At 74.3% G+C, this 18,574-nt stretch carries 14 protein-coding genes; 8 read left to right on the top strand and 6 right to left on the bottom strand.

The features are described from left to right. Positions 1-544: 544 nt before the first annotated feature. From IO40_RS33445 to IO40_RS0111565, 4 genes are read left to right on the top strand one after another with little or no spacing between them, the layout of a single operon-like run. Positions 545-931, top strand: coding sequence for an SseB family protein (locus IO40_RS33445; RefSeq protein WP_016472952.1), 387 nt, complete (start codon positions 545-547; stop codon positions 929-931). Beyond that, positions 928-1,515 (top strand): hypothetical protein, encoded by a 588-nt coding sequence (locus IO40_RS0111555; protein WP_016472953.1) that lies wholly within the window; start codon positions 928-930, stop codon positions 1,513-1,515. The genes IO40_RS33445 and IO40_RS0111555 overlap by 4 nt, the downstream gene beginning before the upstream one ends. Then, positions 1,512-5,939 carry a DUF6531 domain-containing protein gene (locus tag IO40_RS0111560; RefSeq protein ID WP_016472954.1) on the top strand — a complete coding sequence of 1,476 codons (4,428 nt, stop codon included), beginning with the start codon at positions 1,512-1,514 and terminating at the stop codon, positions 5,937-5,939. The genes IO40_RS0111555 and IO40_RS0111560 overlap by 4 nt, the downstream gene beginning before the upstream one ends. Next, the gene (locus tag IO40_RS0111565; RefSeq protein ID WP_031175363.1) at positions 5,939-6,724 is read left to right on the top strand and encodes a barstar family protein; all 786 of its coding nucleotides are present in this window, start codon (positions 5,939-5,941) and stop codon (positions 6,722-6,724) included. The genes IO40_RS0111560 and IO40_RS0111565 overlap by 1 nt, the downstream gene beginning before the upstream one ends. A 29-nt stretch (positions 6,725-6,753) precedes the next feature. Here IO40_RS0111565 and IO40_RS0111570 read toward each other — a convergent pair whose 3' ends face one another. The 3 genes from IO40_RS0111570 to IO40_RS0111580 all read right to left on the bottom strand — a co-directional run bounded on the left by IO40_RS0111570 (position 6,754) and on the right by IO40_RS0111580 (position 10,753). Further along, the gene (locus IO40_RS0111570; protein ID WP_031175364.1) at positions 6,754-7,464 is read right to left on the bottom strand and encodes a response regulator; all 711 of its coding nucleotides are present in this window, start codon (positions 7,462-7,464) and stop codon (positions 6,754-6,756) included. Next, positions 7,461-9,161 carry a sensor histidine kinase gene (locus tag IO40_RS0111575; protein ID WP_031175365.1) on the bottom strand — a complete coding sequence of 567 codons (1,701 nt, stop codon included), beginning with the start codon at positions 9,159-9,161 and terminating at the stop codon, positions 7,461-7,463. The genes IO40_RS0111570 and IO40_RS0111575 overlap by 4 nt, the downstream gene beginning before the upstream one ends. 89 nt (positions 9,162-9,250) lie before the next feature. After that, positions 9,251-10,753 carry a CitMHS family transporter gene (locus tag IO40_RS0111580; RefSeq protein WP_031175366.1) on the bottom strand — a complete coding sequence of 501 codons (1,503 nt, stop codon included), beginning with the start codon at positions 10,751-10,753 and terminating at the stop codon, positions 9,251-9,253. 318 nt (positions 10,754-11,071) lie between these two features. Here IO40_RS0111580 and IO40_RS0111585 point away from each other — a divergent pair, with 318 nt between their 5' ends. From IO40_RS0111585 to IO40_RS0111595, 3 genes are all read left to right on the top strand, one after another. Beyond that, complete coding sequence (locus IO40_RS0111585; protein ID WP_016472959.1) at positions 11,072-11,749, top strand: dienelactone hydrolase family protein; 678 nt, start codon at positions 11,072-11,074, stop codon at positions 11,747-11,749. A 51-nt stretch (positions 11,750-11,800) separates the two neighbouring features. Then, positions 11,801-12,451, top strand: a complete 651-nt coding sequence (locus IO40_RS0111590) for a phosphoribosyltransferase (RefSeq protein ID WP_016472960.1) — start codon at positions 11,801-11,803, stop codon at positions 12,449-12,451. A gap of 176 nt (positions 12,452-12,627) precedes the next feature. Beyond that, the gene (locus tag IO40_RS0111595; protein ID WP_031175367.1) at positions 12,628-13,281 is read left to right on the top strand and encodes a hypothetical protein; all 654 of its coding nucleotides are present in this window, start codon (positions 12,628-12,630) and stop codon (positions 13,279-13,281) included. Between the two features lie 587 nt (positions 13,282-13,868). Here the strand turns inward: IO40_RS0111595 and IO40_RS0111600 are convergent. From IO40_RS0111600 to IO40_RS0111610, 3 genes are all read right to left on the bottom strand, one after another. Beyond that, positions 13,869-14,237: an ANTAR domain-containing protein gene (locus IO40_RS0111600; protein ID WP_234029932.1), complete on the bottom strand. Its 369-nt coding sequence runs from the start codon at positions 14,235-14,237 to the stop codon at positions 13,869-13,871. A gap of 378 nt (positions 14,238-14,615) precedes the next feature. After that, positions 14,616-16,007: a hypothetical protein gene (locus tag IO40_RS0111605; RefSeq protein WP_016472963.1), complete on the bottom strand. Its 1,392-nt coding sequence runs from the start codon at positions 16,005-16,007 to the stop codon at positions 14,616-14,618. A gap of 164 nt (positions 16,008-16,171) precedes the next feature. Then, a complete protein-coding gene (locus tag IO40_RS0111610) occupies positions 16,172-16,537 on the bottom strand; it encodes a darcynin family protein (protein ID WP_016472964.1) in 366 nt (121 codons plus the stop codon). 152 nt (positions 16,538-16,689) lie between these two features. Between IO40_RS0111610 and IO40_RS0111615 the strand changes: the two genes are divergently transcribed. Next, positions 16,690-17,634, top strand: coding sequence for a LysR family transcriptional regulator (locus IO40_RS0111615; RefSeq protein ID WP_016472965.1), 945 nt, complete (start codon positions 16,690-16,692; stop codon positions 17,632-17,634). Positions 17,635-18,574: the final 940 nt, after the last annotated feature.

The following is an 18,574-nucleotide window of genomic DNA, read 5'->3' on the forward strand; positions in this document are numbered from 1 at the left end:
TTCTCCCACGCCACCATCGCCGAGTTCCGCGGGGCCGAGCCCCCTGCCCCGAGCCCTGCCCGGACCGGGACCTCCCCGGTCACGTCGCTGACCGGGCCACGCCGTCGCTCGGGGCCACGCCGGTCCTCCGGGCCACACCGTCCTCCGGATCGCGCCGTGCTCCGGATCGCGCCGCCGAGCCGAGCCGTGTTCCGGGCCGTACACGCCGAGCCGTACTCCGAGCCGTTCTTCTGGTCCGTCCCCCGGGCCGCGTCCCTCGGGCCACCGGCGCCCAGGACCCGTCCGCCGTCCCTCGCCCCGCGAACGGTGCCCGCAGACGGCCGGGCGTCGGCCGAGCGGCAGCAAGGGGCACAGGCCGGGAGGGTGCGGGACTCAACAGGGCGCCGCGCCGACCGCGAGAGCCTACCGCGCGATCCGCATCGTCACAGGACCGTCCCGATGCCGCGACGGCTCTGCTGCGTCCCCCGGCAGTGTCGGACGCGTGTGCGAACATCTGCTTCGGATGTTCGTCCGGTGGACAGACACAGGTGGAACGGGGGGACGGATGTCGTTGCGTGAGCTGGTGCGCGACGAGGAGTACGCGCGCCTGTCGCGGCCCCAGCTGCTGGAGCGGCTGCGTGGCGCGAGGCTGTACTTCCAGCAGCCGGAGGAGCCCGGCTTCCTGGTGTCCCAGACCCAGGACGGGCCGCTCGTCCCGGTCTTCACCTCCTGGGAGCGGCTCGCCCTGTTCGCCGGGGTGTGCGCGTGGGCGTCCACCACCGCCGAGGATCTGGTGGAGCTGCTGCCCGAGGGGGTGCGGGCACTGGTCGATCCCCTGGGGCCGCGGCCCTTCCTCCTGGACGCGACGGTGTTCGAGGGCCCGGACGTCCACGCCGGGGACGGCGCCGGTGGCGGCCCGGGCCGGGTGGCCGAAGGGGTCCGGGCACGGTGAGCGAGCACGACAAGGGCAAGCCGGCCGGCGGGGACGGGCCGGCGCCCGGCGCGGGGTACGCCGTGGAGATCGCGTCCGTCCGCAGGGTTCTCTCGCCGCTGGAGGAGTCCGTCGTCGCGGCCCGCAAGATCAAGGACGACTGGAAGACGATGGCCGAGGGCATCACGAACGCGGCGGCCTTCGACGTGGAGAAGCCGGCCAAGGACGTGCTGTCGGAGTGGGGCTTCGGCATGGGCCGGGTCGCCGAGAACACCACGGTGATCGTGGAGACGCTGCGGCAGGTCATCGCCGCCTACATGCTGGCCGATCTGCTGCGCATCAAGGATTTCGCGCCGACCGAGGACAACATGGCCAAGCTGCCGTTCGGGGAGCGGGGGCTGCAGGCCTGGAAGGACGGCGCACGGCCCGATTTCGACCCGCCGCCGGGGATCTACCAGGAGCCGTGGTTCGACGACGACGGGGACGGCGGGGGCGGCGGCACGCACGTCACGGGTGATCTGCCCACCAATCCCCGTTACCAGGTCGCCGGAGAGGGCGGCGAGGGCTGGGTGGTCGACGGCGGCGGAAAGGCACCCCTCGCATGACGAGCAAGGACGCCACCGAGGGCGGCACGACCGAGCGCATACCGCCGCACGCCGAGCCGAAGGACGTCATCCCCGGCGACCCCGACAAGATCGACGACCTCGTCGTCAAACTCCGCGCCTACGCGGGCGCGTTCAAGGACGGACTCGACAAACTGGACGTCCTGTCCACCATGGACTGGACGGGCGCCGCCTCCAAGGCGTTCACGGAGGCCAGCAGGGCGCTGCCCAGGGAACTGGAGTCCGCGCACACCTACTTCACCTCCGCGGCGAGCGCGCTGGACGCCTACGCGGACAAGCTGCGTTCCGTCCACACCCGGCTCAAGCCGGTCATCGCGGACGCGGACGCGGCGCGCGCCGCCTCGAAGGCGTACTGGAAGGACTTCACCGCCTACAACGAGGCCGTCGACCGGGGCGACGAGAAACTGCCCGAACGCCCGCCCGAGAACGACCCGGGCATCGCCGCGCTCAACTCCTGCTACAGCCGTCTCGACAAGCTGGAGAAGGAGCTGGAAGGGGTCGTCACCAGCTCCAAGCGCGCGCTGGAGAAGGCCGCCGAGAAGGCGCCGGACCCGCCCAAGGGCTGGAACCGCTTCAAGAAGGGCGTCGGCGACTTCTTCGGCGGCATGGGCGACAGCGCCTGGGGGATGTGGAAGCAGTTCGAGTACCTGGTGGAGGACGGCCCGGACGGGGCGAGCCTCCAGCTGGCCGGGGTGGCGGACGGCGCGGCGTACGCGGCCCAGCATCCCAAGGAATTCGCCAAGGCCGTCGTCAACTGGGAGGAGTGGCAGCGCAACCCGGCCCGTGCCGCCGGGCAGCTCACCCCGGATCTGCTGCTGGCCCTGGCCTCCGGCGGCGCCGGCGCCCTGCGCAAGGGCGGTTCGGCGGCGAAGAGCGCGGCCCAGCGGCTGGCGAGCCGCGAGCGGGCGCTGGCCCGGGACGGCAGCGCCCGACGGCGTGCCGACTCGGACGGGGCGAACGTCTGCCGGGAGAACAAGTGCGAGGCCGGTGAGCCGATCGACGTCGCCACCGGCGAAATGATCATCTCGACGGTCGATGTCGAGCTGCCCGGTGCCCTCCCGCTGGTGCTGGAGCGGCACTACGTGTCCGGGCATCCGTGCGGCGGCTGGTTCGGCCGCACCTGGGCCGGCACGCTCGACCAGCGGCTCGAACTCGACGACAAGGGTGTCGTGTTCGTGTCCGACGACGGAATGGTGCTGCGCTATCCGGTGCCGGAGCCGCAGACGCCCACCCTGCCCGTCTCCGGCCCGCGCTGGCCGCTGTGCTGGGACGGCAAACCGGACGGTGCCTTCACGCTGACCGTGCCCGAGGAGAACCGCGCCCTGCATTTCGCGCGGCTGCCGGTGGGCGGGCCCGAACTGGCGCTGCACGCCGTCACGGACCGCACCGGTGACGGCGACCGCATCTCCTTCCACTACGACGAGACCGGCGCCCCCGTCGAGATCCGCCACTCGGGCGGCTACCGCATCGCGGTGGACACCGACCGCTCGCGCCACCGTGTCACCGGGCTGCGGCTCCTGCACGGCGACGGCCGTGGACGGGGAAACGGGCAAGGAGAGGAGCGCAGCACCCGGCTGGTCGCCTTCGGCTACGACGACGCCGGGGACCTGGTCCAGGTCGTCAACTCCACCGGCGAACCGATGCGGTACCGCTACGACGACGCGCACCGCATCACCTCCTGGCAGGACCGCAACGGCACGGCGTTCGGCTACGTGTATGACCATCGGGGCCGCGTCCTGCGCACCGTCGGGCCGGACGGCATCCTCTCGGGCCGTTTCCACTACGACACGGCCGCCCGCACCACCCGCTACACCGACTCCCTGGGGCACACCACCACATACGTCCTGAACGAGGCCGGCAAGGTCGTCGCCGAGACCGATCCCCTCGGCAACACCGTGCGCACCGAGTGGGACGCGGACAATCTGCGCCCGCTCACCGTGACGGACCCGCTGGGGCACACGACGCGGTACACGTACGACGGGGACGGCAACGTCACCGCCGTCGACCTGCCCGACGGCACCCGGTCGGAGGCCCGCTACGACGCGGAGGGACAGCTGGTGGAGTACCGGGCCCCGGACGGCGGCGTGTGGCGCCACACCCACGACCGGCGCGGCAACCGCACCTCCACGACCGACCCGAGCGGCGCGACGACCCGCTGGGGGTACGACGAGGCGGGCCATCTGGTCTCGGTGACGGACCCGCTGGGCCACACCCTCACCGTGACGCCGAACGCGGCGGGGCTGCCGGTGGCCGTCACCGACGCGCTCGGCAACACCACGCACGTGCGGCGGGGCCCCCACGGGCTGATCACCGCGCTCACCGACGCGCTGGGCAACACCACCCGGCAGGGTTGGACCATCGAGGGCAGGCCGGCCTGGCGCAGCTACCCGGACGGCAGCCGCGAGGAGTGGAAGTGGGACTGCGAGGGAAACCTGGCCTCCCACACCGACCAGGCCGGGCACACCACCCGGCACACCCACACCCACTTCGACGTGCCCGCCACCCGCACCGACCCGGACGGCGCCCAGTACGCGTTCGCCTACGACACCGAGCTGCGCCTGGTGCGGGTGACCGGGCCGCAGGGCGCCACCTGGGAGTACGAGTACGACGCGGCGGGCCGGCTCGTCGCGGAGACGGACTTCAACGGGGCGCGGCGCACCTACGAACTGGACGCGGCCGGACGCCTGGTCGCGCAGACCAACGCCGTGGGCCAGACGCTGCGCCACACGCACGATGAGCTGGGCCGCGTCGTGTCCCAGCACGACGAGACGACCGGCCGCGGGACGACGTACACGTACGACGCGCGGGGCGCGCTCGTGGCCGCCGCCGGACCGGACGCGGAACTGGTCCTGGAACGGGACGCCTGCGGCCGGGTCGTCGCCGAGCACGTCGACGGGCGCGTGACCCGCTACACCTACGACGCCGCCGGCAACCGCACGAGCCGCACCACCCCCTCCGGACTCACCTCCACCTGGACGTACGACGCGGCGGGCCGGCCGGTCACCCTCCGTACGGCCGGAGCCGTCTTCGGCTTCACCCACGACGCGGCGGGCCGCGAGATCCGGCGCGCCGTCGGCGGTGTGACGCTCACCCAGAGCTGGGACGCGGTGGACCGGGTGACGGCACAGAGCGTCACCGGCCCCGCCGACGAGCTGCTCCAGCACCGGGCCTTCACCCACCGCCCGGACGGGTACCTCACCGAGATCCGCGAACTGACCGCCGGCACCCGGCGCTTCACACTGGACGCCTCGGGCCGGGTGACGGGGGTGCAGGCCCACGGGTGGACGGAGACGTACGCCTACGACGGGGCCGGCAACCAGACCCACGCGGCGGCGCCCGCCCACGACGCCTACGGGAAACGGGAGGTGACGGGCACCCTGGTGCGCCGGGCCGGCCGCACCACCTACGAGCACGACGCGGCGGGCCGGCTCGTGCGCAGGACCCGCAAGCTCCTCGACGGCCGGCGCCGCACCTGGACCTACACCTGGGACGCGGAGGACCGGCTGATCACGGCCGTCACCCCCGAGGGCGAGACCTGGCGGTACACCTACGACCCGCTGGGCCGCCGCATCGGCAAGACCGCCGCATCCGGTGCCGCTCTGACCTTCAGCTGGGACGCGATGCGGCCGGCGGAACGGAGCACCCCCGACGGCGCCACCACCACCTGGGAGTACGCGCCCGACTCGTACCGTCCCGTCGCACAGACCGACCGGGAGGCGGGCACCACCCGGCTGCACGCCGTGATCACCGACCCGGCGGGCACCCCCACCGAACTGGTCGCCCCCGACGGCGAGGTGGCCTGGCAGCACCGCACCACGGTGTGGGGCACCGTGCTGCCCGCACCGCCCGGGACGGGCACGGACTGTCCGCTGCGTTTCCCCGGCCAGTACGCGGACCCGGAAACCGGGCTGCACTACAACCTGCACCGCTACTACGACCCGGAGACCGCCCGCTACCTCACCCCCGACCCGCTCGGACTGGCGCCCTCGCCCCACCACCACGCCTACGTGGCCAACCCGTACACCGAGACGGACCCGCTGGGCCTGGCCAAGGACAAGGACAAGTGCAAGGGCACGCCCAAGCTGAGCGACCAGAACCCGATCCCGAACAAGCGGCTGCGGCAGGAGTACGAGGAGGTTCTGGCCGGACGCGGCACCCGCAGGCCCGGTGACGCCCCCGACGGCCTCGACTACTACAGCGCGGACGAACTTCCCCGCACGCAGCGGCCCAAGTGGCGGAACTCGGAGATCTACGACGTTCCCGGCACCCCGCACCGCATCCTGAAGCGCCCCGACGGGCTGATCGGGTTCGTGTGGAACCACGACTACTCCCGGCCGCGGCTGTTCCCCGCCCCCTGGTACAAAGACGGCGGAGACATCCCGAAACTGCCGAAGGAGCAGCGCTGATGGCACAGGCGCCCGGATACGTCCTGCACTCCGAGGACCTGGAGGCGGACCTGTACGCGCTGCCTGCGCCGGAGGGCTTCTTCGAGGCGGAGGAGGAGTACGCGACGTTCCGCGCACCGGGGGCCGTCCGCCTGCCCGGCTCCGCCCCGGACGCCGGACCGGACGGCGGTCCCGGCTCCGGCCCCGATTCCGGCTCCCGCTCCGGCCGGGAGCACGAGTCGTTGCAGCTGCGGGTGCTGGACGCCGACGGCGGACCCGTCGCCGCCTACACCATCGGCGAGGCCCGCATCGAGGAGGAGGACCGGCCCGACGGCCTCGTGGACCTCCGCGTCACCGGCTGGCTGTGGGACCTGCCCCGGCCCGGGACCGACCGGATCTGGGCACTGTGGCGGCAAGCGGGCGGCACCCTCCCGCCGGGCGCGTGGGCGCCGCTGGACACGGAGGACCGCCGGGCCTGGCTGGATGCGGCCCGGCTGCACGCGGTCTGGCGTCACCCGCTGCCGGCCCCGGCCGCGCCGGCGGGCGGGTACGTCCTCGACGGCTCCGCCGTCACCGACCGGCCGGGCCTCTACTGCGCCCTGGGCGAGGCGATGGGCGGGCCCGGCGGCTACTACGGCGCCTCCCTCGACGCACTCAAGGACTGTCTGCACGGCGGATTCGGGCCCATCGCGCCCTTCACCCTCACCTGGCAGGACCTGGCCACCGCCCGCACCCGTGTGCCGGAGGACCTGGAGAAGGCGCTGGGCGCACTGCGGGCGGCCGGCGTGACGGTGCGGCCGGCCTGAGCACCCCGCGACAGCAGCACGCCGGGGGCTCACTCGTCGGGGCCGTTCCACCGGTAGAGGTGGACGGGGCGGCCCGTCCCGCCGTGGCGGAGACGGCGGCGCACCAGTCCGGCGTGTTCGAGGAGTTTGAGGTAGCGCTGGGCGGTCTGGCGCGACAGGCCCGTGCGGACGGCGACCTGCTGCGCGGACAGGGACGTGCCGGCGGTGTGGACGACCTCGCGCACCAGGTCGGCGGTGAGCACCGAGTGCCCCTTGGGGAGGGATTCCGGCTGGGTGGCGGGCGCGGTGGCGGCACCGAAGATGCGGTCCACGGTCTCCTGGGTGGCCCCGGCCTCGGGTGCGGCGGCCAGGGTGCGGCGGAGGGCGGCGTACCCGTCGAGTTTGCTGCGCAGGTGGGCGAAGGTGAACGGCTTCACCACGTACTGAAGGGCGCCGTGCCGCTGGGCGGCGCGCACGGTGGCGGTGTCGCGGGCGGCGGTGACCATGATGACCTCCGCGTCGACGCCGAGCGTGTGCAGCCGCTTCAGGAGGGCGAGGCCCGGCAGGTCCGGCAGATAGTGGTCCAGCAGCACCAGGTCGACGGCGTGGTCCCGGAGGAAGGCCAGCGCGTCGGCGCCGCTGTGCACCGTGCCGGCGACCCGGAAGCCGGGCACCTTGGTGACGTAGGCGGCGTTGATGCGGGCCACCGCCGGGTCGTCGTCCACGACGAGCACCTCCACCGGCTCCATCCCGGCGGTCATCGGACCGCCTCCGGAGCGGTCAGCGGACCGGTCACCGGCTCGGCCAGCGGACCGGTCACCGGATCGGTCAGCGGATCGGTCAGCACCTCGGGCAGGACGACGCGGAACTCGGCCCCGCCGCCGGCAGCCGCGGCGACGCGTACGGTGCCGCCCGCGCGTTCCGCGTAGCGCTTGACCAGGGCGAGGCCGAGCCCCTGGTGTGCCCCGGCGGGGACGGCGGAGGTGCCGTCGGACGCGGCAGCCGTCTTGGTGGACCAGCCCTCCTGGAAGACGAGTTCGCGGTGGTCGGGCGGCACCCCGGGGCCGCTGTCCCGCACGGCGAGCAGCACCGCGCGGTCCTCGGCACACAATTCGACCTCCACGGTGGCGCCGGGGCTGCCGGCCGCCGCGTCGAGGGCGTTGTCGACGAGGTTGCCCAGGACGGTGACCAGCCCGCCGGGATCGGCCAGCCGGTCGGGGAGGTGGGTGCCGGGGGCGACGCTCAGCGTGACACCGCGTTCGGCGGCCACGGCGGCCTTGCCGACCAGCAGCGCGGCCGGCAGCGGGTCGTGGATCCGCTCGGTGACCTGTTCGGCGGTGGCACGGTGCACGCCGAGCGCGTTGGTGACGAAGCGCGCCGCCTCCTCGTACAGCTCCAGCTCCAGCAGGCCCAGCAGCGTGTGGAGGCGGTTGGCGTGCTCGTGGTCCTGGGCGCGGAGTGCGTCGAGGAGGCCGCGGGTGCCTTCCAGTTCGCGGCCCAGCCGGGTCAGTTCGGTGCGGTCGCGGAGGGTGGCGACGGCGCCGCCGTCGGCGGTCGGCATCCGGTTGACCACCAGGACGCGGCTGCCGCTGACGGCCACCAGGTCCCGGCCGGTCTCGGCGCCGGCCAGCACGTCGGCGGTGCGGCCCGGGCCGACGACCTCGGTGACCGGGCGGCCCAGCACCTCGGGGCCGAGGCCGAGAAGGCGCTGCGCCTCGTCGTTGACGAGACGGACACGGCCGGTGGTGTCCAGGGCGACGACGCCCTCCGCCAGCCCGTGCAGCATCGCCTCCCGTTCGGCCAGCAGCGCGGAGATGTCGGAGAAGGCGAGGGCGTGGGTGCGGCGGCGCAGCCTGCGGGCGAGCAGGAAGGCCGCCAGCGCGCCGGCCGCCAGTGCGCCGCCCGCGTAGATGAGCAGCCCGGGGACGGCGGCCACCAGGCCCTCGCGCACGTTGTCGTAGTCGATGCCGACGGAGACAGCACCGACCACGCGGCCCCGGCTGTCGCGCAACGGTGCTTTGCCGCGTGCGGAGCGGCCCAAGGTGCCGTTGTCGATCGCGGTCACGTCGTGGCCGGCCAGGACCCGGCCGGGGTCGGTGGACACGCGCCGGCCGACGGCCGCGGGTGAGGGGTGGGACCAGCGGACACCGCGGCGGTCGAGCACCACGACGTACGAGGCGCCGGTGGCGTGCCGGACGCGTTCCGCCTCGGCCTGGAGGGGACCGCGGGGGGACGGGACGCGTCCGGCGCGGCGGGCGGCGGCGAGGTCGGCGGCCAGGCCGGGGCGGGCCGCGGTGGTCTGGGCGACGGCGAGGGCGCGGCGCATGGCCTGCCGGTCGAGCTGGTCGCCGAGCGGGGCCAGGAACAAGCCGCTGACCAGCGCGGTGACTCCGGCGACGAGGGCTAGCTGGGCGGTCAGTACGTGGGAGAAGACGTGGCGGGGCGAGCGGATGCGCATGGCCCGTCTCCTTTCGTTCCGTCCGCGCGGCGGAGCCTTCCGTTCCGGTTGGTACTTGCCGAAGGGTAAGGGGCCGGCGCACACGGCCCCTACAGGATGCCGAACAGCAGTCCGGCCCCCAGCACGGCCACCGAGGTGAGGACCGCCCATTTCAGGGTGAACCGCGTGTGCTCCCCGAACTCGACCTTCGCCATGCCCACCAGCACGTACACGGCGGGGACGAGCGGGCTCGACATGTGCAGCGGCTGGCCCACGAGCGAGGCGCGGGCGATCTCCAGCGGACCGACACCGTGCGCGGCACCGGCCTCCGAGAGGATCGGCACGATGCCGAAGTAGAAACCGTCGTTCGACATCAGATAGGTGAACGGAATGCTCAGCACGCCGGTGACCAGTGCCATGTGCGGCCCGAGCGCGTCGGGCACGGCTCCCACCACGGTGCGGGCCATCTCCTCCACCATGCCGGTGCCGGTCAGGACACCGGTGAAGACGGCGGCGGCGAAGACCATGCCGGACACGTTCAGCACGTTCTCGGCGTGTGCGGCGATCCGGGCCTTCTGGTCGGCCATGTCACGGAAGTTGACGGTCAGCGCGACCGCCGCACCCAGCAGGAACAGCACCGGGATGGGCATCAGCTGGGCGATGAGCAGGGCGAGCAGGACGACGGTGAGCGCCGCGTTGAACCAGTAGAGTCGCGGTCGCAGGGTGGCCCGGTGCGGGTCCAGCACGTCGGTGCCGGCCGTCCCGGCGGCACCGTCCTCCCCGGCCGGGGTGCCGCCCGCGGTGTCCGTCGCGCGCGTGACACCCGCCGCGGCAGAGGACGCAGCCCCGGCAGCCGGGCCCGTGCCGGGCCCGCCGTTGCCGACGGCCCGGTCACGGCTCCTTCCTGTGCGGCCGGTGCCGCTGCCGCCGGCTGCTCCGGCCGGTACGGTCTCGCGTTCCCGCTCCTCCCGGGCGGCTGCCTGGCCGGCGACGGCGAGCGTGCCCAGCCGGCGTCGTTCGCGCAGGCCGAGGGCGTAGGCGAGGGCCAGGACGCAGAGCAGGCCGACGGCCAGGGCCGGGATCATGGGGACGAAGATGTCGCCCGCGTCCAGTTTGAGCGCGGTCGCCGCCCGTGCGGTGGGCCCGCCCCACGGCAGGGTGTTCATCACGCCGTTGGCGGTGGCGGCCACCCCGGTCAGCACCACCACGCTCATCCCCAGCCGGCGGTAGAGGGGCAGCATCGCCGAGACCGTGATCATGAACGTGGTGGAGCCGTCGCCGTCGAGCGAGACGACCGCCGCGAGCACGGCGGTGCCGACGACGATCCGCATGGGGTCCGCCTTGCAGAAACGCAGGATGCCCCGGACGACCGGGTCGAAGAGGCCGACATCGATCATCACCCCGAAGTAGATGATCGCGAACATCAGCATCGCGGCCGTGGGTGCCAGGTCCCCGATCCCGTCGAGCACGTACTTCCCCAGATCTGCGCCCTGGCCGACCAGGACGCAGAACAGCGCGGGGATGAGCACGAGCGCGGCCAGCGGTGAGACCTTCTTGGTCATGATCAGCACCAGGAAGGTGGCGATCATGACGAAGCCCAGGATCGTCAGCATGGAAACCTCATCTCTCGCCCGCCGCGAGGCGGCGGGGCCCGCCCGGGCGCCTCACGACGGCGGGCCCGGTGCCCGGCGACACGGCACGCGGCGGCCCCGGACCGGGCGCCGCTGCCCTGCGGTCGCCCGACGGTAAGCAGCGCCATCTGCCCGTCACAAGGGCGTCATCGTCGAGCAATATGAGCGAAACCCCAGCTCACACCGTGTGTGCAAGGCGGTACGGCGGCAGCCGTCACGCTCCTGGTTGGACGGCCCCGCGCGGGGGCACCCGGGGGACGGCGGGATTGGCAGTGGCCCCGTGCACGGAAGCGAGCAGGCATGGCTGCGGAAACCACACAGACCGTGCGGATCCCGGTGGACGGCCCGGGCGGCACCGCGTTCCTCACCGGCGACCTGGTGACGCCGGAGGGGATGAGCGCGACGGTGCTGTTCGCCCACGGCAGCGGCAGCTCGCGGTTCAGCCCCCGCAACCGCGCGGTCGCCGCCGCCCTCCGCGAGGAAGGGCTGGCCACCCTGCTGCTGGATCTGCTGACCGACGACGAGGAGCGGGTGGACGCCGCCACCGGCGAGCGCCGCTTCGACATCCCGCTGCTGGCGCAGCGGCTGGTGGCGGCGGTCGACGAACTGGGACGGCACGAGCGGACGGCGGGAGCGCCGGTGGGCCTGTTCGGGGCGAGCACGGGCGCGGCGGCGGCGCTGACGGCGGCGGCCGACCGGCCGGGCACGGTGTACGCGGTGGTCTCCCGCGGCGGCCGTCCGGACCTGGCGGGCGACGCGCTGGCGCAGGTGGTGGCCCCGGTGCTGCTGGTCATCGGCAGCGAGGACCGGGAGGTGCTGCGGCTCAACGAGGCGGCGGCGGCCCGGCTGCGGGCCCCGCACCGGATCCACCTCGTCCGGGGCGCCACACATCTGTTCGAGGAGCCGGGGGCGTTGGAGGAGGTGGCACGGGAGGCGGCCGGCTGGTTCGCCCTCCCGCCCACCACGGACGGCCAGTGACCGGCGCTCCGCCGGCAGCCGGACGCGAGGAAGTCTTGGGAGGAACCCGTGATGCGTTTCCCCGACCGCACCCAGGCGGGCCGCGAACTGGCGGGTCCGCTGGAGGAGATGCGGCGCCGCCAGGAACTGCCCGACCCGCTCGTCCTGGCCCTGCCCCGCGGCGGGCTGCCCGTAGCGGTGGAGGTGGCCCGCGCGCTGCACGCACCGCTCGACGTACTGGTCGCCCGCAAGATCGGGCTGCCCGGGCGGCCGGAGTACGGGGTCGGCGCCATCGCCGGGGAGGACCCGCCGGTCTTCGACCCGACGGCGCTGGAGATGCTGGGGCTGACCGAGGACCGGCTCGCCCCCACGGTGGCGCACGAGCGGACCGAACTGCACCGCCGCGAGGACCTCTACCGGGGCGGCAGGCCGGCGCCGCGCACGGCGGGCCGCACGGTCGTCGTCGTGGACGACGGTCTGGCCACCGGTGTCACGGCCCGCGCCGCGCTGCGCCACATCCGCCGGCAGGAGCCCGCCCAGCTCGTCCTGGCCGTACCGGTCGGTGCCCCGCAGGCCGTCTCGGCGCTCGCCAGTGAGGCCGACACGGTGGTCTGCCCCCACCAGCCGGCCGTCTTCGAGGCCGTGGGCCTGTGGTACGAGAACTTCCCCCAGATCACGGACGAGGAGGTCGTCGCGGCCCTGCGGACGACGGCCGCGGGCTGAACCGGAGGCCGGATCCCCGGCACCACCGCACGGGCCGGGCGGCTGCGACGTATACCACAAGAAGCACATTGTGGCCGAGAGCTCGTACGGGGAAGGCGTAAGGTCGGCGTCTGGCCGCCCGCGTCACGACGCGGGTGGCCGGTTCTGTGTCCACAGCCTGAGAGGAGAAACGCCGCATGCCGGCCGAGAACGGTACCGCTTCGCCGATCTACAACAGCCTGATCGAGGAGCACGGCGACGTGCCCGCCGACGTACGCCAAGCCGCGCAGCAGCTGCAACGGGAGGCGGAGCAGGCGCTCGACTTCTCTCCTGTGCGCAACCGCCACCCGCACACGGGAAGAACCCCGCAACCCGAGTCCGAGCCTCCCCGGCAACAGCCCCAGCAGCAGGGGCAGCACCAGGAGTCGGGGCAGTACCAGCAGCACCAGGCGTCCCGGACGGGTCAGCACCCGTTGCCGGGGCAGCAGGTCCCGCAGGCGCTCCAGCAGACCGGGCACGGCCAGCAGCAGCCGGGGCCGTCGGCACAGCAGGCACCGCAGCAGGGCGGACAGCCCGGCCCGCACGGGCAGCGGCACCACCAGGCGCAGCCCGGCCAGCAGGGTCAGCAGGGACAGCAGCCCCACCAGGCGGGCGGGCAGCACGACCAGCAGGCACCCCCGACCGGAGCGTCCCAGCCCGGACAGCCGCAGCACCAGCAGCACCAGCAGCGCCGCCCGTTGGCGGAGCCGCGCCCCCAGCAGACGGAGGGCGGCGGACAGCAGCAGCCGCATCAGCAGGCCGGGCACGGCCAGCCGCAGGCGCCGCAGCAGAACGGAGCGTCGGGCCAGTAGGCGCCGCAGGGCGGCAGCCGGGGCAGCCCGGTCGGTGACCGGAGGCGTGCGGCACCGGGCCGGCCGTTCACGACCCGGCGTCGGACGGCGGAGCCGGACGGCAGCGGGCGACGGCAGGGGGTCGCACGGCAGGGGGCGGGGCGGAGGGCAAGGGCGAACCACCCGGCCTCGGACGGCAGGACGACCCGAAGCCGCGCGGGAGCGGGGGTGCCGCGCGGGAGCGGGGGTGCCGCGCGGGAGCGGGGGTGCCGCGCGGGAGCGGGGGTGCCGCCCGGGGCCGCCGGGAGGGCAGGGTGCCGGGGTGCCGGCCCGTCTGCCGGCCCCTCGTTGCTCGGTGGACGCCGTCGGCGGCTCCTCTCAGCGGGCCGCGAGCGGACAGCCCCGGCGGACTCCCTCAGCGGACCCCGCGAACGGACAGCCCCGGCGGACGCGTCCCGCGGACCCCGCGAGCGGACAGCCCCGTCGGACGCGTTCCGCGAACCCCGCGATGGGGCAGCCCCGCCGGCCCCGTTCCGCGAACCCCGCGAGCGGACAGCCCCGCCGGCCCCGTTCCGCAGAACCCGCCGCGGCGCCCGCTGCGGCGGCTGTCAGCGGCGGGCGGTGCGGACGCGGTGGAGGGCCGATGCGAGGGCCTTGCGGATCGGTTTGGGGACGGGGGTGCCCTCGGCCCCGGCGACGAGCGCCGCGGCGACGTGGCGCAGCTTGATGTTCGAGTGCTGGGAGACCTGCACCAGGACCTGCCAGGCCACCTCGGCGTCGCAGGGGCCCAGGGCCATCACCATGCCCCGGGCCTGGTCGATGACCGGGCGCGAGTCGAGCGCCTGGCGCAGTTGGCTCACTTCGGCGCGCAGCTGTTCGATCTGTTCCTCGAGCAGCTGTCGTTCGGCGGTGTCCAGGTTCTCGGGGGCGAGCCGGGAGCCGGGGGTGTCCGCGCGCTCGTGGCGCGGCGCCGGCACGGCGGCGGACGACGGTACGGCTCTGCGCCGGGCACGCCCCGCGGCCACGGATGTGTTCACAGAGCCGGATGCGGCACTCATCGGTCCCCCACGTGCGGACGGTCCTCGCTGCGAGGCTTCCTGCCTCCGAAGTCCCCCGGTCCTCCGGACACTTCTTCGAGAGTGGACCCGTCGGCCCCGAACCAGCAACCCCGTACCATTCGCGCGATACCGCCCAAACCTCCGCCGAGACACAGCGGCACCGGGGGCTGTTCGCCCAACCCTCCGGTGCCTACGCGGGAAGAGCTCACTCCCACGCATGGGAGCAGGTATCCGCTCAGCGGCCCCGGCAAACGGGTGCCGCCCCATCGGCTGACCTGCCACGGAGCGGCACTTCGGTCAGAATCCCCCGCCTCCGCCGAAATCCCCTCCGCCCCCGCCGAAGCCGCCGCCGTCCCCGAAGCCGCCGCCGAAGTCCCGCGAGTCGAAGTCACCGCCGGAGAAGTCACCGCCGGAGAAATCGCCGCCGTCGAAGTCCCCGCCCGGGTCGCCGTAGCCGAACGGCGCGAACAGGCTGCTGCCCAGGACGGTGCCCATGAGCATGCCCGGCAGCAGTCCGCCGCCGAAGTAGCCCGCGGCCCAGGGCGCGAGGACGGGGCCGGCGTCCCAGTAGGGGCGGGGGCCGGTCGCCGTGCCGACCTGTCGGGTGAGCGGTTCCTCCCCGTCGGCCAGCCGGGTGGCGTCGGCGGCGCAGACCGGCACGGACCGTTCGGTGCCCCCGTCGGGCGGTGTCCAGCGCACGTCCTTCGCGGAGGGGCCGTGCCGCGGGTCGAAGAAGCACGGCGGGCGCCGCTCGGGCAGCGGTTCGCCCTTGAGGCGCGCGTCCAGGGTGGCCAGGTCGAAGCGTCCGCGCTCCAGCGCCTCGCTCACCCGGCGCACCTCGCCCGGGTGGCGGGCGGCGGACATGGTGCTCTTGGCCTCCTCGTAGGCGTCGAGGGCCCGGGTGTAGTCCTCGCGTGCCGGTTCGGTGGCGTCCGGTCCGCGCGGGTCGAAGCCGATCCGGCTCAGTTCCTCGCCGAACGCGGTGATGTCCTCGTCCACGACGGGGCGGAGCCTCTCCAGTGCGGCCCGCTCCTGCTGCTCCCGCCGTCTGCGGCCCCGCCGGCTCACCAGGAAAGCGGAGGCCGCGGCCAGCAGCACCAGGGCGCCGAGGGTGACGACGGCGACCACGCCGCCGCCGGTGCCGCGCGAGGCGCCCTCCCAGGAGTCGGGCGCGCTGCCGCGGGCCTGGTCGAGTGCCTGGTCCGTGAAGTCGGTCAGGGCGGCGCGGGGGTCGCCGGGGTGGGCCCGTCCGACGGCGCCGGACAGGTTCCGTACGGCGCGCGGTGACATGACCCGGCTGTCCGCCCTGGCGTCGAAACGGTCGCCCAGGGCGACGGCGTAGACCCCGGTGATGCCGGTCTCGGCCCGCAGGTCCTGGATCACGGTGGCCCGGTCGAATTCGCCGGTGGCGGGCAGGACGACGACGAAGACGGGTTTGCCGGCGCGTTCGATCTTGTCGGAGAGGGCTTCGGCGGAGGACCGCGGCAGCACGTCGCGGGCGCGCGGGTCGACGTAGACGGGGCCGTCACGCAGAGTGCGGGCGGCGTCGTCGATGCCGTGCACGGCGCGCGGGCCGCCGCCTGCGGCAGCGGTCAGCAGCAGGGTGGCGGCCACCGCGCCCAGCAGCACGAACAGGCGCGGCAGCCGGACGTGCGGGACGGGGCGGGGCGCGCACCGTGCGGTTCTCATACCGCCAACGGTAGAACAAAAAGGGCAATCCGGGCTTGTCGTGCAGTGCTTCCGGGCCCACCCCGGCCGCGCGTCCGGGCCACCCGCGGGCGCCCCCGTGAGCTCCCCGTGGGCGCCGCACCCGGACACCGGGCGCCGCCCCGCCCGCCCCGCCCCGCCGCACGTCAGGTCGCCACGGTCGCGACGGCGTCCATGCCGTAGGTGCGGGCGTAGCCGTTCTCGGTGCCGACGAGGAGATCGACCACCTCGAAGTAGCGGTCCCAGAACGGGGTTTCCCGCAGCGCGTCGATCAGGAGCTGGTAGGCGTGGTGGTCGTCGGCTTCCCAGACCCAGACGTCGGTGACGCGGGTGGAGTAGAACTCCGTGTCGTAGAAGCGCGACCTGACGCCCTTCGTCCTGGCCTTGATCGCCGGTACGACCTCGGTGGCGAAAGCGTTCACCCGCTCCTCGGGGGTCATGGCGAGCCACTCCGGCTGGGTCTTGATCAGCATGAACGCGGTGACCGGCGGAGCGGTTTCCTCGGTGGACACGACGGTTCTCCTCCACTGTCGGCGGACGGGCACGGCCACCGGGACCGTGCGGGCCGTACCGGGTCGGTACGCGTCCCATCCTCGGGAGGCGCCCGGCGTTGCCACAATGGGAACTTCAGCAACGCATCATTGCCCGAAACGGAAAAGCCCTGGTGAGAAGCCTGAACTCCGTCATCGACGCCAATCTCGCGGTCGCCTTGGACGCCCTGCTGGCCGAGCAGAGCGTCACCCGCGCCGCCGCCCGCCTCCACACCTCGCCGGCCGCGATGAGCCGCACCCTCGCCCGCCTCCGCCGCATCCTCCAGGACCCGCTGCTGGTCCGCGCCGGGCAGACCATGGTCCCCACGCCCCGGGCCCGCGCCCTGCGCGACGAGGCCGCCGAGGTGGTGCGCCGCCTGGGCGAACTGCTCGCCCCCGGCACCGGCGTCGATCCCGCCGCCCTGCGCACCACCTTCACCCTCCAGGCCGCCGACGTGGTCGGTGCGGCACTCGCCCCCGGACTGCTGGCGCTGGCCCGGCGGGAGGCGCCGGGGGTCTCGCTGCGGTTCCGGGCCGAGGAGCTGGAGGCCGGTCCTGCCCTGCGCGACGGCCAGGTGGACATGGAGGTCGGCGTCATCGAGCACGTCGATCCGGAGACCCACGTCGAAGAGCTGGTCACCCTGCGGATGGTGGCGGCCGTACGGTCCGGACACCCCCTCACCGAAGGCCCCTTGACCCCGGCCCGGCTCGCCGCCGCCGAACACGTCACGGTCAGCCGCCGCGGCCGGTTCACCGGCCCCCTCGACACCGCCCTGGCCGAGCACGGCCTCCGGCGGCGGGTCGCCGCCGTACTGCCCAGTCACCTGGCCGCGATGAGCCTCGCCGCGCACAGCGACATCGTCTGCCTCGTCCCCGCGGGACCCGGCGGTGCCGCCGCCCCGCCCCTCACCGACCCCGCGACCGGAGCCGGCCTGCGCCTCCTGGAGATCCCGCTCCCCCTGCCGTCCGTCACCATCGGCATGGCCTGGCACCCCCGCCACGCCGCCGACGGCGCCCACCACTGGCTCCGCGGCGCCGTCCGCCGCACCCTCCGCGGCCCCGGAGGCGCGGAGGACTGACACCCGCTGTCGGTGGCGCCGTCTAGGGTGCTGTCCACCGAGGTCCCGGGCACGGCGGGGCTCGGTGAGAACGGGGAAGAACGGGGAGGAACGGGGCATGACGGCGGACGTCGAACGGGACGGGTACACGGCCGAGTTGACCGAGGACGATCTGGAGATCGTCTACCGCGGGCCCAGGGGCCGGCAGCTCAAGAAGTGCCCCGCCCAACTGGCCGGCGCCCCCGGCATGGCCGAGCTGTCGGCGGTGCGCCGCACGCTCACCGCACACCGCGCGGCCTGCGAGGAACAGGCCCTCGTCTGGGCGAAGGAGGGAGCGCACGCCCCGCGGGCCCTTGCCGAGGCCGACCCGGAGTGGGAGCGCGCGCTGACGGCGGCGGGCGTACCACTGACCGGGGAGCCCGGCGAGGACGGCCTGTTCGCCCGCACCTACGCGGGCCCGCACGGCCGCACCCTCACCCAGCTGCTCGCCGAGGACGTGGTCCCCTACCGCGACATGCTGATGCGCGAGGACGCCTGGGAGCCGGCGGGGCTGTTCGCCACCGGCCTGCCGGACCCGGCACCGGACGCGGACGGCCGCCTGCCCTTCCCCGAACGGGTCCTGGCCGCCCACCCGCACCAGCAGGGCCTCGCCCTGGAGAAGATCCGCGCGCTGGAGCGGGAGAGCGCGGGCTGGAGGTACGTCTTCAAGAAGGACATGGACGACGTCCTGGCCGGGCTGGAGTCCACCGCGCCGGCACTGGCCGTGTCACTGCTGGACGAGATGGCCGACTTCGCCCTCGGCACGGGCGACCTGGCGGAGGCGGCGGCCTGGTTCGGCCGTGCCCGCAAGGCCGAACGCAACGCCGGCCGCACCCCCGACCACACCTGGCTTTACACCCGCTGTCTGCGCTACGCCCGGGGCGGGGGCGCTGTCCGCGACGGTGCTGCGGGCCTGGGCGAG

The organism is Streptomyces albus subsp. albus (assembly GCF_000725885.1).
GTDB lineage: Bacteria > Actinomycetota > Actinomycetes > Streptomycetales > Streptomycetaceae > Streptomyces > Streptomyces albus.

Excerpts from the sequence above, each read along its gene's own strand:
- IO40_RS33445 (WP_016472952.1), top strand. The coding sequence starts at position 545 with ATGTCGTTGCGTGAGCTGGTGCGCGACGAGGAGTACGCGCGCCTGTCG.
- IO40_RS0111560 (WP_016472954.1), top strand. The coding sequence starts at position 1,512 with ATGACGAGCAAGGACGCCACCGAGGGCGGCACGACCGAGCGCATACCG.
- IO40_RS0111565 (WP_031175363.1), top strand. The coding sequence starts at position 5,939 with ATGGCACAGGCGCCCGGATACGTCCTGCACTCCGAGGACCTGGAGGCG.
- IO40_RS0111570 (WP_031175364.1), bottom strand. The coding sequence starts at position 7,464 with ATGACCGCCGGGATGGAGCCGGTGGAGGTGCTCGTCGTGGACGACGAC.
- IO40_RS0111575 (WP_031175365.1), bottom strand. The coding sequence starts at position 9,161 with ATGCGCATCCGCTCGCCCCGCCACGTCTTCTCCCACGTACTGACCGCC.
- IO40_RS0111580 (WP_031175366.1), bottom strand. The coding sequence starts at position 10,753 with ATGCTGACGATCCTGGGCTTCGTCATGATCGCCACCTTCCTGGTGCTG.
- IO40_RS0111585 (WP_016472959.1), top strand. The coding sequence starts at position 11,072 with ATGGCTGCGGAAACCACACAGACCGTGCGGATCCCGGTGGACGGCCCG.
- IO40_RS0111590 (WP_016472960.1), top strand. The coding sequence starts at position 11,801 with ATGCGTTTCCCCGACCGCACCCAGGCGGGCCGCGAACTGGCGGGTCCG.
- IO40_RS0111595 (WP_031175367.1), top strand. The coding sequence starts at position 12,628 with ATGCCGGCCGAGAACGGTACCGCTTCGCCGATCTACAACAGCCTGATC.
- IO40_RS0111605 (WP_016472963.1), bottom strand. The coding sequence starts at position 16,007 with ATGAGAACCGCACGGTGCGCGCCCCGCCCCGTCCCGCACGTCCGGCTG.